Source organism: Halomonas huangheensis (genome assembly GCF_001431725.1).
GTDB classification, from domain to species: domain Bacteria; phylum Pseudomonadota; class Gammaproteobacteria; order Pseudomonadales; family Halomonadaceae; genus Halomonas; species Halomonas huangheensis.
Window position 1 is genome coordinate 406,081 of the sequence record NZ_CP013106.1, and the last position, 14,935, is coordinate 421,015.

The 14,935-nt window shown below is 59.1% G+C and carries 13 protein-coding genes; 2 read left to right on the plus strand and 11 right to left on the minus strand.

Going from position 1 to position 14,935, the window contains the following annotated elements:
* Window positions 1–260: 260 nt before the first annotated feature.
* The 3 genes from phrB to AR456_RS01940 all read right to left on the minus strand — a co-directional run bounded on the left by phrB (window position 261) and on the right by AR456_RS01940 (window position 3,323).
* Window positions 261–1,691, minus strand: a complete 1,431-nt coding sequence (phrB, locus tag AR456_RS01930; protein WP_021819649.1) for a deoxyribodipyrimidine photo-lyase — start codon at window positions 1,689–1,691, stop codon at window positions 261–263.
* Between the two features lie 97 nt (window positions 1,692–1,788).
* Complete coding sequence (locus AR456_RS01935; protein WP_021819650.1) at window positions 1,789–2,718, minus strand: MerR family transcriptional regulator; 930 nt, start codon at window positions 2,716–2,718, stop codon at window positions 1,789–1,791.
* 218 nt (window positions 2,719–2,936) lie between these two features.
* Entirely contained in the window at window positions 2,937–3,323 is a 387-nt protein-coding gene (locus tag AR456_RS01940; protein ID WP_021819651.1) for a sirohydrochlorin chelatase, read from the minus strand.
* A gap of 342 nt (window positions 3,324–3,665) precedes the next feature.
* On the opposite strand from AR456_RS01940, the gene AR456_RS01945 reads away from it, so the two are divergent.
* Window positions 3,666–4,577 (plus strand): TIGR01777 family oxidoreductase, encoded by a 912-nt coding sequence (locus AR456_RS01945; protein ID WP_021819652.1) that lies wholly within the window; start codon window positions 3,666–3,668, stop codon window positions 4,575–4,577.
* A gap of 135 nt (window positions 4,578–4,712) precedes the next feature.
* Here the strand turns inward: AR456_RS01945 and rapA are convergent, their stop codons facing one another.
* Both rapA and AR456_RS01955 read right to left on the minus strand, forming a co-directional pair.
* A complete protein-coding gene (gene rapA / locus AR456_RS01950; RefSeq protein WP_021819653.1) occupies window positions 4,713–7,652 on the minus strand; it encodes an RNA polymerase-associated protein RapA in 2,940 nt (979 codons plus the stop codon).
* A 280-nt stretch (window positions 7,653–7,932) separates the two neighbouring features.
* Window positions 7,933–8,730 carry a TlpA family protein disulfide reductase gene (locus AR456_RS01955; protein ID WP_021819654.1) on the minus strand — a complete coding sequence of 266 codons (798 nt, stop codon included), beginning with the start codon at window positions 8,728–8,730 and terminating at the stop codon, window positions 7,933–7,935.
* Window positions 8,731–8,914: 184 nt separating this feature from the next.
* Between AR456_RS01955 and AR456_RS01960 the strand changes: the two genes are divergently transcribed.
* Window positions 8,915–9,160, plus strand: a complete 246-nt coding sequence (locus tag AR456_RS01960; RefSeq protein ID WP_021819655.1) for a hypothetical protein — start codon at window positions 8,915–8,917, stop codon at window positions 9,158–9,160.
* 7 nt (window positions 9,161–9,167) lie between these two features.
* Here AR456_RS01960 and AR456_RS01965 read toward each other — a convergent pair whose 3' ends face one another.
* The 6 genes from AR456_RS01965 to AR456_RS01990 all read right to left on the minus strand — a co-directional run bounded on the left by AR456_RS01965 (window position 9,168) and on the right by AR456_RS01990 (window position 14,876).
* Window positions 9,168–9,608: a glyoxalase/bleomycin resistance/dioxygenase family protein gene (locus tag AR456_RS01965; protein ID WP_021819656.1), complete on the minus strand. Its 441-nt coding sequence runs from the start codon at window positions 9,606–9,608 to the stop codon at window positions 9,168–9,170.
* A gap of 208 nt (window positions 9,609–9,816) precedes the next feature.
* On the minus strand, window positions 9,817–10,584 hold the full coding sequence (locus AR456_RS01970; protein WP_021819657.1) for an enoyl-CoA hydratase/isomerase family protein: 768 nt from the start codon (window positions 10,582–10,584) through the stop codon (window positions 9,817–9,819).
* Window positions 10,584–11,720, minus strand: a complete 1,137-nt coding sequence (locus tag AR456_RS01975; RefSeq protein WP_021819658.1) for an extracellular solute-binding protein — start codon at window positions 11,718–11,720, stop codon at window positions 10,584–10,586. Before AR456_RS01975 ends, AR456_RS01970 begins: the two co-directional genes overlap by 1 nt.
* The gene (locus AR456_RS01980; RefSeq protein WP_021819659.1) at window positions 11,717–12,907 is read right to left on the minus strand and encodes a CaiB/BaiF CoA transferase family protein; all 1,191 of its coding nucleotides are present in this window, start codon (window positions 12,905–12,907) and stop codon (window positions 11,717–11,719) included. Before AR456_RS01980 ends, AR456_RS01975 begins: the two co-directional genes overlap by 4 nt.
* Before the next feature lie 14 nt (window positions 12,908–12,921).
* Window positions 12,922–13,701, minus strand: coding sequence for an SDR family NAD(P)-dependent oxidoreductase (locus AR456_RS01985; RefSeq protein WP_021819660.1), 780 nt, complete (start codon window positions 13,699–13,701; stop codon window positions 12,922–12,924).
* Complete coding sequence (locus AR456_RS01990) at window positions 13,698–14,876, minus strand: aldose 1-epimerase family protein (RefSeq protein ID WP_021819661.1); 1,179 nt, start codon at window positions 14,874–14,876, stop codon at window positions 13,698–13,700. Before AR456_RS01990 ends, AR456_RS01985 begins: the two co-directional genes overlap by 4 nt.
* Window positions 14,877–14,935 lie beyond the last annotated feature (59 nt).

The following is a 14,935-nucleotide window of genomic DNA, read 5'->3' on the forward strand; positions in this document are numbered from 1 at the left end:
CGGCAATTGGTGCCGCATTGGCGGCTAGGCACTAGTCTACTGTCCGTGCAGGCTGAATGCACGCCATGCCCCATGGAAGATGGTCGCATAATATGTAGTGGCAATACGGTATACCGTTCAAGGAGCTATGTAGACCCGCCGATAGATACCTTCATTGATGGCAAGTTCCCCACAATCGAGTCTTTCGTTCGTTGGCAAATGATATCGCCATGGGGTCATCGTTTTCTCTCGGTAGGCTGTTGGTTTGGATGAGACCAGCTTCAGTTGTCCGCGCGAGTCAGGGATTTGAAGGCGTCCAGCGCACGCTGGCGCGCTGTCTTGTGCTCGATGATAGGTTGTGGATATTCAGCATCGGTCACCAGGTCGGTGGATGGTGAGTGCCGCATGCGGGGTGGTAGTTCCGCGAGTTCCGGTAGCCATTCAGCAATGAAGTGGCCTTCGGCATCAAAACGCTGTGACTGTGTGGTCGGGTTGAAGATGCGAAACCATGGAGCCGCATCGGTGCCGGTGGACGCCGCCCACTGCCAACCACCGTTGTTGGCAGCGAAGTCGCCGTCTATCAGGTGCTCCATGAAGAAGGCTTCGCCATGGCGCCAGTCGATCAAGAGGTGCTTGGAAAGGAACATGGCCACTACCATACGTAGGCGGTTGTGCATCCAGCCGGTAGTGGTCAGCTGGCGCATGGCAGCATCGACGATAGGGTAGCCTGTACGGCCCTCACACCATGCTGCCAGATCGTTCGGCGCGTCTCGCCATTCAAGTCCTTCGGTATGCTGCTGAAAGGCTCGGCCTCGGCAGACCTTCGGAAAGCCCCAGCACACGTGTTGATAGAACTCTCGCCAGATCAGCTCGTTGACCCAGGCCGTCAGGCCCGCATCACCATCACGAAGGTGCCCCTGGTTGATGGTCAGTACGGCTTGCATGCACTGTCGCCAGGAAATCATGCCCAGGCTCAGGTATGGCGATAGTTCACTGGTACCCTGGATGGCTGGGTAATCGCGGTCCTCGGCATAGCGTCGAGCGCGTTGCTCGAGAAAACGCGCCAATCGGTTGGCGGCTTCCTCTTCACCCGCGGGCCAGCGCCGTTCGATCGAGGCCTGGGTCTCGGGGGCATCTGCCCCAAGGACAGCGGGAGGCGGGTCACTGGATATTTCCAACGTCTGCTGGCGGGCTGGCGCGTCAAGCACTTCCAGCCGTGACGCATCGACCATGCGTGACCATGCGCGGGAAAAAGGGGTGAAGACGCTGTAGAAATCGCCCTTGCCGGTGAGCAACTCTCCGGGAGAAAAGGCGACAGAATCGCGGTGCGCATGTGCCTTGAGGCCGGATCGATGAAAGTACTCAATCACTGCTTCGTCGCGATGCCATTCGTTCAGTGGGTACTCACGGTTGAAGTGCAAGGCTTCGGCACCCAATTCGCGAGCCAGCGTGAGTAGTGTCTCGGGCGCATCGTCAAAATGCTCGGTATTGCGATACAGCAATGGAATATTGAGCTTTGCCAGCGACTCGCCGAGCGCAGCGGCACCGCGCAGCCAAAAGCTGATCTTGTTGGGGCCGTGGCCATGTTGCCGCCACTGTGTACGACTGCCCAGGAATACGCCGACGACTGGGCCGCGACTGGCTGCAACGCTCAATGCAGTGTTGTCGTTGACTCGCAGGTCGCTGCGAAACCACACCAGACTCAGGTGCATGGGAAACGTCTCCTGGCTGGAGATAAAGTCATGCCCGAGGCAGACTCGGGCATGTACGAAAAGCATCTGTGCTCAGCAATGATCCGATAGTAAATCCTCATGGTGCAATGCTGATGCCACTCGCCAGCAGAGGGCGCAGACGATCCACTGCCTGAGGAATATGGCTGCCGAGCGTAATGACTTCGGTGCCATCAAGGTCTGGTGCACGGATTCTGGCGACTGGACCACACAAGGCCAGGGGGGTGTCGAGTTGTCCGGCCAGACGTGGTAGCTGATGTCGAATCATGTCGGTGCGTTCTGCCTTGCCGCTACATAACACGATGGCATCGGTCTGCAGGCGCTGCTGAGCAATGGGGAGCTCACTCAAGGGTAATACAGTATCGAACAGGTAAACGCGATACCCCCGATCGCTGGCCGCCAGAGCAAGCATCATGCTCCATAGAGGGCCATCATCATCGGGCAGGGTATCGACCAGAAGTGTCGGCCCCTCGCAGGTATCGTTGCCATGATAGAGGCGGATACCGATGCGTGTTCTGAAGAAAGACTCCAGACAGCGTCGCTGCAGAGCAGCCCCCGGCTTCCCTTCCCAATGTTCCTCGAGCTGGATGACCAGCGGCTGCCACAGCTCGCTGATGCAGGCCGTCACCGGATACAGTGCCATGGCTTGTAGATACAGCCGTTCCAGTTGTTTGACATCGAGTGCATCGACTGCTGCCAGCGCCTGACGGCAAAGGCCCGCCCAGTTACTGCTGCAGAGCTCGGAGGATTCGCTGAGTTCGGGTTGATTGAGTAGGTCAGTGACCTGACTGACGGGTACGCCACGGTGGAGCCATTGCAGGATACGTTCGATGCGTTCGATATCGCTGCGGGAGTAGAGACGATGTCCTTTGGGAGTACGCTGGGGCGTAATCAGACCATAGCGTCGTTCCCAGGCTCGCAGTGTCACCGAATTGACCCCGGTGAGGCGTGAGACCTCGCGTATCGGATAGAGGGGAGAAGTGGTGGCTGGGGGCACCGTGTCGCTCATGAGAGCCTCGCTGGATGACGGTATTGTCACGGAAAACGCAGGTGGAACGGATGCCTCCCTGAGTATTTGTATAGTTATTGTCAAGTGTACAACATGCACCGAGTCTGTAGCGTCGGGCGCGAGAAGGCCTTCCTGCTGTAGCTCAGGGCGGCAGTCCGGTACTCGACTTATTGATCACATTCTTCACACATCATGAGTGTCCCGGTAGACAGGTATGATCAACGATGTGAGCGGAGTGATTCTCCCACCTGGTCGGCGACAGCATTGGCCAGCGCCGCAATGAAATCCGGGTGTTCACCGACCGGCGCCAGCAGAGTGATATCAAGGTCATCGTAAAGGCTGGCCAACTCCTTGATCTGTGCTGGCACGTCCTTGCGTAGGTGGCGTCCTGCGGCAAAGAACAGTGGTAGAACTTCAATCCTTGTTGTTCCAGCCTGGACCAGCTGTGCCACGCTGTCTTCCAGCGATGGGTCACAGAGCTCCATATAGGCCAGCCGGATAGGAGTATCCAGCCGAGGCAGCAGGGCGTCGCGAAACTGTTCAAAAGGCGCACGCCAATTTGGGTCGCTGGAGCCGTGGGCGAGAAGTACTAGAGCGTAGGACATGTGAGTCTCCCTGATGGCGGGGCGTGGTAATGGAGGCTGGAGCCAGGCGTTTTTTTAACCAGTGCTTTTTAACCAGGTGCTTACCAACCAGATCCATTCCAACCAGGTTCATTCTAACCAGCTGCAAGGCTAACAGCCGATAGCATGGCATGCGATGAAGTCGAAATATGTATAGCTCTTGTACAGCATGGATGTGTGAATGTGGTCAGGCATCATGATGGAGGCCCGGCTACGCTGTCATCGTGGGTATGCTGAATTCATGGGAATAGCGCACGTTTCAGTTGATACTGATATTCAGCGGCTCCATCCGGGCGCAGCATGGGTACACACAGGAGAATGGGGATGCGAGTACTGATAACGGGAGGGAGTGGCTTTGTTGGTCAGCGACTTTGCCGCCGTCTGATCGATGCCGGGCACCGTGTTCTGGTGGTATCCCGTAACCCGGAGCAGGCTCAGCAGCGGTTACCGAAGCAGGTTGATATCCGCACTAGCGCACTGGACTTCGTGGACACGCCGCCCTCGGCGTTGGTCAATCTGGCCGGTGAGCCGATTGCAGAGAAGCGCTGGTCCGATGCTCACAAGGAAAAGTTACTCGACTCACGCATCAATGCCACTCGAGAGCTGGTGATGTTGTGCGAGCAACTCGCCCAGACCGCGACGCCTCCCCGAGTGATGATATCCGGCTCAGCCATGGGCTTTTACGGTGATCAGGGGGGCGGGGCCGAAGCTGCACCGGTCACCGAGGACACCGTGCCTCACGACGAGTTCGTGCACCGACTGTGCCTACGCTGGGAGCAGGAGGCGGAGGGAGTCACCCGCTATGGTGTGCGCCTTGCTGTGCTGCGTACTGGACTGGTACTGGATAGCGATGGCGGCATGCTCAAGCGCCTGCTGCCACCGTTCAGGATGGGGTTGGGCGGCCGGCTGGGCAGCGGTGAGCAATATATGCCCTGGATTCACCGCGAGGATCTGGTCGAGATCATTCTCTGGCTGCTCAATCACGAGGAACAGTCCGGAGTCTTCAATGCCAGTGCACCAAACCCGGTGACCAATGCCGAATTCACACATGCCCTCGGCAAGCATCTGCATCGGCCAACGCTGTTGGCCATGCCGGAACTGGCGTTGCAGACCATGCTGGGCGAATTGGCACGCCTGTTGTTGACCGGTGCACGGATGGTACCCAAACGCCTCGAGGATGAAGGCTTCACGTTTCACTATCGAACGCTGGATGAGGCGTTGGGGGAGATTCTATAGGGCCGCACGGCCCGAGCCCCGAGCTTTAAGCTGTCAGCTATAAGCTGTAACTAAATCCCGAGCCCCGGGCTTTTGTCTGTGGACCGCGGAGCGGCACTGGACAGCTCGACGCCCGGGGCTTCCGGCTTCCGGCCGTTACTGCTCTATTGTCACGATCACTCGCACAGCATCCAACCGTAGACGGGTACTCTCGATCGCATCATCCAGCGCCTTGCGCTCATTGCGCAGAGCGTCTATTTCGTCCTCGCGCACCGAGGGGTTGCGCTTCGCCAGTGCTTCCAGACGAGTCAGTTCATTATCGAGGGCGGCACGCATGCGTGTCTGCGCCGCTTCGACGATACTCGGCAGTTCGCGTTGGGCCTCGTTCTCGGCACGGTCGAGCAGGCTGCGCAGTTGCTCGTGACGCGACTTGATCAGGTCGCGAGCGACCGCCTTCTTGACCTTCTGCAGGTTCTTCGACAGGCCGGTGAACGACACCTTGTCGGTCAGGTTGGCACCGCTCTCGTCGAGAAGCACTCGCACTGCGGTCGGCGGTAGGAAGCGGTTGAGGTGTAGCCGCTTCGGCGCCGGGCAATGGGTACGGAAGACCAGCTCCGCCATTAGCCTTCCTGCGGGGATCGCTGGGTGCTTGAGCAGTGCCAGTGCAGTGTTGCCCATCGGACCATCGAGAATGCGGCCCATCATCTCGCGCAATAGTGGATGTTCCCAGGACAGGCGTTGTACGTCGTCACGCCCCAGTGCACGTGCTCGCGAGGTGGTGGCGGTGAAGCCTTCTTCACCCTTGACCAGACCAGGGAGGCCATCAAGCATCTGCGGACTGGGTACCAGGTGCTGCAGGCCATTGCCCAGCTCACGGCTGTCGACGCCGAAGATATCCAGTGCCTGGTCGAGGTAGCGAGGCAAGGCGCGGTCTTCATCCAGCTCGTGAATCGACTCGATGACCGCTGCGGCGCGCTCGGGACGACAGGCGTTGAGCTCCAGCAGACGATTGCGTCCGGCGTCACGCTCGGTCAGGCGAGCCTCGAACAGCGCACGAGTCTCGTTGATGACCTCCTCCATCGCCTCGTCGTCGAGCAGGCTTTCGGCCAACTCATCGCCGAAGGCATCATGCAGCTCATTGCCCAGACCATGGGGCGCATCGAAGGCATCCATACCCTGCTGATACCAACGCAGCAGCTTCTCTCCGGGGCTCGCTTCGAATACCGGCACATGAATCTCGATGGCATGACGCTGGCCGATACGATCAAGACGACCGATGCGCTGCTCCAGCTGGTCGGGGTGCAGCGGCAGGTCGAACATCACCAGGTGGCGGCAGAACTGGAAATTTCGGCCTTCAGAGCCGATTTCCGAGCACACCAATACCTGGCAACCATCTTCCTCGTCGGCGAAGGCCGCAGCGGCACGGTCGCGATCGACCAGTGACATGCCTTCATGGAAGACCGGTGCCTGCACACCACCGAGCACACGCAGCGCCTCGGATAAACCCTGAGCGGTCTCACGATCATGAGCAATGACAAGTATCTTGTCGTCGCCCAACTCGGTCAGTTGCTCGAGCAGCCAGGTGACGCGTGGATCGACCTGCCACCAGGGCTCGGCATTGAGCGGATCATCTTCCAGCGCGCGGTACATTCCGTCGAGATAGACCATGACCTCGGGGTGGTCGAGTCCGGTCTCGATCAGCAGTTCATCGAGATAGTCCTCGTCGCGTGCCAGGCGGCGCAGTACTCGCCGGTAGGACGAAGGTAGTTCGAGTGTCGAGACATGTAGGCGACGCTCGGGGAAGCCCCCGACATGGCGTCGGCTATTGCGGAACATCACTCGGCCGGTACCGTGACGGTCGAGCAGTTGATCGCGCAGTTGGGCGCGAGCTGCGGAGCGTTGCTCGCCGTTGCATTCCGGATTGGAGAGCGTGCTCAGCAATGCCTGGCTATCGCTGTCATCGGCGACGGCTCCCACGCTGTCACGTGCGGCGGCATCCAGCAGTTGGTCCTGAGAGTCGGCGTTTTCCAACACCTCGATGGCCTGGGCGACGGCGACATAGCCATGTTCCTCGTCACGGAACTCCTCGAGGTTGGCATAACGGTCAGGGTCGAGTAGGCGCAGGCGTGCAAAGTGACTCGCCAGTCCCATCTGTTCCGGGGTCGCCGTCAGCAACAGAACGCCGGAAGTGGCGCGTGCGAGGCGCTCGACACAGCTATACCCGGGACCGACCTCATCCTCACTCCATTCGAGATGGTGCGCCTCATCGACGATCAGCAGGTCCCACTGGCAAGCCTCGGCCTGTTGCTGGCGGCGTGAGTTGGCAAACAGCCAGTCCTGACTGGCCAGCACCAGTTGCCCGGCATCGAAGGGATTGCTGTCACCATAGGCCTGACACTGCTGCTCGTCGAGCAATGTGACCGACAGAGAAAAGCGTCTCAGCAGCTCGACAAGCCACTGATGGGTGAGGCTGGCCGGTACCAGAATCAGTGCGCGTTCGACACGGCCGGTCAACAACAGGCGATGAAGAATCAGGCCTGCTTCGATGGTCTTGCCGAGACCGACCTCGTCGGCGAGCAGCACACGAGGTGCCTGACGTGAGGACACCTCATCCGCGATGTACAGCTGGTGAGGGATCAGATCGATACGTGGCCCGCCAAGGCCAAGAGCACTGTTCTGTTCGACACGGTGATGGTGGTGCAGGGTACGGAAGCGCAGGTCGAACCAGTCATTGCGATCCACCTGGCCGGTCAGCAGACGATCACGTGCCTGATCGAACTGCATGCTGTCAGCCAGTTGCGCCTCGGGAAGTTCGCAGAGTTCGCCGCTGTCGTTCTCGCCGATGTAGACGATCAGACCACCGACTTCCTTCGAGTCGTCGACAGTCATTTGCCAGCCTTGAGATGACTGGATACGGTCGCCGTTACCGAAGGCGACGCGCGTCAGTGGTGCGAGACGAGTGCTGTAGGTCCGGGTTTCCTGGCTGGCGCCGAAGAGCACGGTGACGCTGCGCGCATCGCAGCTGAGAATAGTGCCCAGGCCGAGTTCGGCCTCACCGTCGCTGATCCAGCGCTGGCCGGGAGAGAAGTCGCTCATGGTGCCTCGGAAGATGCGTCAATTCGGGTCGTTGCTGTCGTCGGGAGGAGAATCTTCCGACAGCAGGGCGCGGTATCTTACAGTAATCCATCGGCTGGCTTAAGAGCTGTTATGCATGGCATGAGTCAGCGAGCGAGTTGTGCCGACCGAAACTGCAGACCACAGGCTGGCCTGCAGGGGTGCTGGTGGACGTTGTGGTTGGACCGAGGCCAGGGTGACGGCCTCGGTCCTGAAGCTGCTGGTGCGGTTCACCTGCAGCAATATTCAGCGTGACACTGATTCAACGATCCAACCAGTTCTGCATAAGGGGCAGCGTCAACTCCCCTATATGGCGCTCAAGCAACTTTCCGTCGGTGCCGAACAGCAGAGTGGTCGGCAGGCCAGGTGATTCGCTGGCGGCGAGTAGCTGCTGACGAGGATCAAGCAGTGCGTAGCGGAAACTCAGCGCTTCGGCGTCGAGGAAGCGAGTGATGGTCATCAAATCTTCCCCCTGATTGGCGACTACCACATTCACATCATCACGCTGGTCGAACTCGGCCAGCAATGGCATTTCCCGCCGGCAGGGCGGGCACCAGGTGGCCCACAGATTGACGATCAACGGCTTGCCGGTCAGGGTGCTCAAGTCGATGGGGTTGCCATCGATATCCTCGAGCACCAAAGGTGGAACTTCGCGTGGTGAAGGGCTGGGGCCGATAGGAGCAAGGGTGACCAGCGCCAACCAACCCAGCGATGCCACGATGGTCAGAGCGCCGGCTCCCAGCATTGCTCCGATATGCTTGCGCAATGCCCACAGTGTCCATAGTAGTGCTGCTGCCAGCCCCCATATTCCGCTGTACCCCGGGACCCAGGGTTTGATGATATCCATCGGTACCGCCTGCCATGCCTCCCAGTGCAGGACCACGTGGCCGAGCCGCGCGCCGAGCAGCCAGCACAGCAGTAGACCATTGAACCAGCGGGCATGAGTCCTGCGAGGAAGTCCAAGCAGGAAGGCGCTGGCAGCCAGCAACACCAGAGCGAGAGTGAAGGCATACAGGCGCGGTAGGCTGAGTAGCACTGGGCCAATAGCGATGGCATCCATGTTCGGGGGGGCTCCATTGGCAGGCCGAGGGCATATTTATCGGCAAGCGTACTGGGCGGGACGAATGCTGTCACCTACTGGCACAGCGGACCTCGAACACGGCTGGTATCATCGTGCCTATGTCTCAGCACTGAACTCGCAACATCGATGCTGCTTCTCTTTCATGAACCAACCGGATACAGGCATGGTGCACAAATCAGCCCTCGACCCCTTGCGCGTACTGGCGATCGCCAGCCAGGCCCTCGGTTTTATCCTGATCTTCGTGCTCGGGACCATACTCGAGTCGCCACGTCCCTGGCAGGGGCTGACGTTGGCAATAATGCTGGTGGTCGCACTATCTGTGGCAGTCGCACGACGCTATCGCAACAATCGCCTGCAAAAGCAGCGCGATGAGCGACGCGAACGCCTGCTGAGCGACGACGAGCACTGAATACATCTCACGGAAGACTCTCTGCGGGACCTGAATTCTGGGGGAGCGGTGCACATCGGCTGGGGTCGATGGCTGCGAGACGCAGGTAGTGGCCTTCCGGTAGTCGACAGGTTGCCACTCGCCAGGCGCACTGGTGCGACATACTGTTGGTGGACTCCTGAATACGAATGTCCTCCAGTAAGTGGCAGTAGTGCTCGAGGCGTTGACAAAGAACACCAAACTCGTCGTTGGCCACCTCAATATTGAAGATGCGTGGCGTGACTGGGGCACTGGCCGCCAGCAGCATCAGCACGTGAGTATGCCCGTCGTTATCGGTTCCCAGTTCAAATGTCATGCCACTGGTGGTGTGAACCAATCGCCTCAGGCCAAGTACCTCCGCAAAGATTTCATTCATTGCTTGCAGGTTCTGGACTTCGACAGCACTGGGCTCTAGTGACAGATGTTGCATGGTATTCGCCTCAAGGCGAGCTAACGCAAATAAGATAAGTAAGGAAGGTTCGTCGGGAAGTATGGTCTGTTGGTGCACATCGTGCCGGTGAATCCTGACTATCAAGGCCATTGAACACTGTAATTCGAGGACCTTGACGTCGATGGCGTGAGGCATTGTGTTCCAGAAGCCCAGTGCAGACGTCACCATCACTCGCGCCAGATAGCTGTCACCGTTTCAGGAAGATCGCCTCACGCTTCTCTGCGAAGGCGGCACGGCCTTCGTCAGCATCTGCGGTTGCGAAGCAGATGGTCTGGAGATCACGTTCGTAGGCGACCGCTTGTTCCAGAGGCATATTGAAGGCGGCATGCAGATTGGCTTTGGCGGTTTCCGCTGCAATAGGTGCCCGTGCGGCGATCTGCTCGGCGACTTCCTCTGCGCGGGGAAGCAGCGTATCGGGTGGCATTATTTCGCTGACGAGCCCCCAGGCCAGTGATTGCTGTGCGGTGATGGACTCACCGGTCATGACCATGAGGGCTGCGTTTGACGGACCAATGGAACGTGCCAGGTGTGCTGTCATGCCGCCGCCACCGATCCATCCGAGTTTGACTTCAGGGGCCGCCAGGCGAGCGCTATCGGCGGCGAGGCGAATATCGCAGGACATGGCCATCTCCAGTCCGCCGCCGAATGCATAGCCGTTGATGGCGGCGATGCTCGGCTTTTTCAGCCCCCGCAGCAGATCGCAGTATTCTGTACGATTCCGGAAGTCCCAGGGTGTGGTGTATGAGTTCAGAAGCGCAATATCCGAGCCTGCGCAAAAGGCTTTTCCAGTTCCGGTCACAATGACCGTTCTAATGCCATTCTCAGAATTACAGTAGTCGATCGCGTCCTTGAGTAGGGATGCCATCTCTGGCGTCATGGCATTGAGCTTTTCGGGGCGGTTATAGGTGATCGTGGCGACGTGGCCATTGGTTGTCAGCGTTAATGGCTGGCTCATCAGTTCTTCCTCCCTTGATCCCGGTGTGACCGTTCAAACAGTGTGGTGAGATCCTGCGCCAGGCGATGTTCCGAAACACCGCCCTCCAGCCCTTCGCGCAGGCGTGCCGATGCTTGAGTTTGAAAAGCGATGTATCCGTTGTGGCGTGGGCGAATGCTGGCATGCCTTAGCGTGTGTAGCGTGTTGGCATAAAAGCCATTCCATCGTTGATTCAATTGCGGGTCACGCCAGCTTTTCAGAGCACTTGGCTGCCCCGCCTGTTGAGGGATGAAGTCCGTCTGGGCACTGTCACTGAGCAACCACAGCAGATGCTCACGCAAGGTATCGTCAAACTTGCAGTGACGTGAGATGGCGATTCCAGTGCCGCCTAGAATTGAGCCTGGCGAGGCACCTGACGACAGCCTCGGCGCATCAAGGAAACTCAACGCTCTCGATAAGGTGGGGTTGGCATAGTTTACGTAGCCGTAAACCAGGGGACACATGCGCACGTCGTCGCTTGTGGTCATGTGTTCCAGCATACCTATGGGATTCAGTGCTTGTATTGAAGGTGGTGAGTGAGATGCCAGTGTTGCGAGGATCTTGATGGCCTCACAGGAAACCGCGGCATCGATCCATCGATCGCCCTCACGCAGGTCAGCCTTCGGGTCGAGAGCGGCAGCGATGGAAAGCAATGAGAGCAGAGCGTGGGGCCCGGCCAGAGCCAGCGCCACCCCGCCCTGGGTCTGTGATAGCGCGATGACCTGCTCCCATGTCTCGGGAACCGCTGTGGTCATCAGGTCCGTGCGGGCAGCCATGACTTGGGTGGCGGCATCCAATGGAAGTGCCCATTGGTGGCCTTGATACTGATAGCTGGCATAGCTGAGTCCAACCGATGAGGTGGCGATCCGCTGAAGATCATTGTCTTCCAGTATCTGATCCAACGGTATCAGGCATCCCGAGCTGACGGCTTCACCAAGATGAGGATGGTCCAGTACTATCAGGTCGTAGCGTTCGCACAGTTCCGCGACAGGAGCAGACTCGAAGCCCTCCAGAGGATGTGTTTCCCAGTGGACGGGACCGTTTGCTCGGGCCGCCGCCTCAAGGGCTTGAAACCCTCGGGGGTGGTCCCAGGTCAGTCCGGTGAAAGGTGCGCTCATGGGCGTTCCCCGAGCAATACGGCGCTGCCGAAGGCCGCTATTTCCTCGTCACTGAAACCGGCTTCGCGAAGGATTTCTTCGCTGTGTTCACCGGCCAGCGGTGCGCCGCGAGCGATGTGGCTCGGCGTCTTGCTGAAGCGGATCGGAAAGCCCGGTGTTTTCACTCGCCCCTCGGTTGGGTGGTCGTATTCCACGAAGGTAGCGTTATGCGCGATCTGAGGATCGGCTACGAGATCCGCGTACCCATACACCGGAGCGGCCCAGATACCATATTCCTCGAACTGGGCCATCCAGGCCTCGGTGTCCCGGGCCGGCAGTGACTCACGTACCAGTCGAAACAACTGATCGCGGTTGTTCCAGCCATCCTGTTCGTTGTCCATCTCCGCCAGCTTTGGCTGTTCAAGTGCTGCTCCCAGTTGTTGCAGGTCGGGCATGGCCAGCGCGATGAAACCGTCACGGGTCGCGAAGATGCCGTAGGGTGAGCGAATGTAGACATGCCCATGAGGTTCGGCGCTGCGCTGCTGGGGTTTGCCTGCCACGGTAAATACCGACAGTTCCTGCATCTGCAGGGTGGTGATGGCGTCGAGCATGTTGACTTCCACCTTCTGGCCTTCACCGGTGCGCTCACGGTGCAACAGGGCTGCCAGTACGCCCTCGAAGGCGGTGTACGCGGTGACTGCATCGACAAGGTACTGCCCGGCGGGCTGTGGGACTTCGCCTTCACGACCGCTGGAGAGCATGGCTCCGGACATGGCCTGCAACAGAAGGTCCTGCCCTGGGCGACGTGCGTAGGGGCCATCTTCACCGAAGCCTGACATGGAGACGTAGATCAGGTTCGGGTTGATCTCCGCGAGGCTTTCATAGTCGACACCTAGTCGTTGGGCCACGCCGGGTCGGTAGTTCTGTATAAAGACATCCGCTTCGGTGACCAGACGTCGAATGATGTCGCGGCCGGGGTCGCTTTTCAGGTTGACCGCGAGGGAGCGCTTGTTGCGATTCAATGAAAGGAAAGACACGTTGATGCGGTTGCCATTGGCACCACCGGCCGGCATATGTCGTTGCCACTCACCGCTCACCGGTTCGATCTTGACCACATCGGCCCCCAGGTCACCGAGTCGCTGAGCAGCAAATGGGCCAGCCATGGCGATGGAACAGTCGAGGACTTTGTAGCCGTTCAATATTGTCATCGTTGTGGGTCCTGTTAGTTCATCATCCAGCCACCGTCTACCGGCAGGGTCTGGCCAGTAACGAAAGCTGAGGCGTCGGAGGCGAGGAATACGATGGCGGCGGCGATATCCGTGGCATTGCCTCGACGCTTGATCGCCTGGTGATCGAGCACGAACTGAGCGTATTGCTGTGGGTCGGGGTGAATCCTTTCTGCATCGGTGGGAAAGGCGCCAGGGGAAACTGCGTTGCAGGTGATGCCCCATTTACCGAATTCGCGAGCCCATGCCCGGGTCAGGCCCATCAGCGCGCCCTTTGACTGTACATAGGGCGAGAGATGCTCCCATCCGCCCGACAGCGTGATCGACGATATATTGATGATGCGCCCCCATCGCTGTGCACGCATGCCGGGCAGGGCGACCTTGGTGCAGGCCAGGGCTGCCTCTACATTGACGGCATGCACCTGGCGCATCTCTTCCAGGCTGTAGTCCTCGAACGGCTTGCTGGGATAGATGGCGGCGTTGTTGATGACGACATCCAGTGCTTGATCCTGTGTCAGTTCCTGCAATCGATGGCTCAGGAGAACATGGTCCGCCAGGTCGATTTCCAGCAGGTGCAATTGCGCACGATGGGCTTCGGGAACTGCCGCATGCAGCCTGGCGACTTTGTCGCAGTCGTTATCGATGGCAATTACCATGGCGCCCATGGCCAGCATTTCCAGTGTCGTTTCAAGGCCCAGGCCACCCGCGGCACCGGTATAGAGAATGCGCTTCCCGGATAGGGAAAAGCGCTCGATAAGTGGTGATGCTGGTGTCATGAGCGGCCTCCAATACGACGGAAGTCACCGGATGGCGCTGGGTAATCCTCGGCAGGTTGTTGAGCGATGGCGGCAATGTGTTGTTCGCAACGGGCGATGGCAATATCCCCGTCGAGCACACTGAAGCGCGTCTGGTAGCAGCGCTCATCGCCATGTTCCAGCCAGATCATTTCTCCCCGATCGCGGGCACCGCTCTGACCAAGAACATGGTGTGTCGAGGGTTCGATACCCATGGCGTATTGTCCGGCCTGAAAGTTCTGCCACTGGAACTGGCAGGGAAATTGCGTCTTGCGAGTGGTGACGCACAGCCCCAGGCCAAGGCGGTCATTGACAAGAGCGCACGGCACCTGGTCGTCATCATCGCACCCCATTTCGTGTTCCCAGACCTGTTCGTGGAAGCGACGTTGTGGTGTAGGAGGCGTACGGTAGCCTACGTTCTGATCACGGTAGCCATCGGCGTGGGAAGCCCACACCACGTCACGTATAGGAGCCAGATAGCGGCTACCTTCGTCGAGCAGGGGATAGCCGAGATTGATGTGATAGCAGAGCATGTGCGGCGTGCGATAGAAGCCACGATTGACCACCCTATCGTTGAGCGTTATGGCATTGCTGCCGACCTCGATCTCGATGCGCCGATGCAGTTCCAGATGTTCGCCGAAGACCGCTCCCTGACGAATGATACCCTCGGCCCACAATAGACAGGTGTCACCGTCCCAGCGCTCTCCATAACCGGTGAGATGGGCAGGTATGGTTCCGACACGCCCGTGCAGTGATTGTTTTGCGACCTGCCGAGGGGCATAAACGTAGTTGTCCGTTGGTGCGTCATACATGAACAAGGTGTGGTCCAGGCCACAGGTGATCATGAAGCCGGAGAATGAGCGCATCCAGCCGAGCCCACCTTCGCCCTCATATTCATGCAGGCCTGGGTGTCGAAAGCCGGATGGTGAGTGCCAGCCGATGGCCTGACCTCGATATTCACAGTCGGCGATGTCCATGGCGCGATCCACCAGAACGGTGAAGCGCAGCCCAGTGCCGGAGCGGAATTCGAGCAGGCGAATGCCGCGTTCCACACCGTTTTCCAAGTGCATCAGCCGCACACCGGCAAACTGACCGAGATCGCCGGTGCGAGCTTCCAGGTCGTGGCGGCTGAGTGATTGGCCGTAAATGTCAGGCATGCAGTAACCCCCTGGGCGCCGCCTGAAGCGGCACCACACGATTGAGGAATGATGGCGGA

Excerpts from the sequence above, each read along its gene's own strand:
- phrB (WP_021819649.1), bottom strand. The coding sequence starts at position 1,691 with ATGCACCTGAGTCTGGTGTGGTTTCGCAGCGACCTGCGAGTCAACGAC.
- AR456_RS01935 (WP_021819650.1), bottom strand. The coding sequence starts at position 2,718 with ATGAGCGACACGGTGCCCCCAGCCACCACTTCTCCCCTCTATCCGATA.
- AR456_RS01940 (WP_021819651.1), bottom strand. The coding sequence starts at position 3,323 with ATGTCCTACGCTCTAGTACTTCTCGCCCACGGCTCCAGCGACCCAAAT.
- AR456_RS01945 (WP_021819652.1), top strand. The coding sequence starts at position 3,666 with ATGCGAGTACTGATAACGGGAGGGAGTGGCTTTGTTGGTCAGCGACTT.
- rapA (WP_021819653.1), bottom strand. The coding sequence starts at position 7,652 with ATGAGCGACTTCTCTCCCGGCCAGCGCTGGATCAGCGACGGTGAGGCC.
- AR456_RS01955 (WP_021819654.1), bottom strand. The coding sequence starts at position 8,730 with ATGGATGCCATCGCTATTGGCCCAGTGCTACTCAGCCTACCGCGCCTG.
- AR456_RS01960 (WP_021819655.1), top strand. The coding sequence starts at position 8,915 with ATGGTGCACAAATCAGCCCTCGACCCCTTGCGCGTACTGGCGATCGCC.
- AR456_RS01965 (WP_021819656.1), bottom strand. The coding sequence starts at position 9,608 with ATGCAACATCTGTCACTAGAGCCCAGTGCTGTCGAAGTCCAGAACCTG.
- AR456_RS01970 (WP_021819657.1), bottom strand. The coding sequence starts at position 10,584 with ATGAGCCAGCCATTAACGCTGACAACCAATGGCCACGTCGCCACGATC.
- AR456_RS01975 (WP_021819658.1), bottom strand. The coding sequence starts at position 11,720 with ATGAGCGCACCTTTCACCGGACTGACCTGGGACCACCCCCGAGGGTTT.
- AR456_RS01980 (WP_021819659.1), bottom strand. The coding sequence starts at position 12,907 with ATGACAATATTGAACGGCTACAAAGTCCTCGACTGTTCCATCGCCATG.
- AR456_RS01985 (WP_021819660.1), bottom strand. The coding sequence starts at position 13,701 with ATGACACCAGCATCACCACTTATCGAGCGCTTTTCCCTATCCGGGAAG.
- AR456_RS01990 (WP_021819661.1), bottom strand. The coding sequence starts at position 14,876 with ATGCCTGACATTTACGGCCAATCACTCAGCCGCCACGACCTGGAAGCT.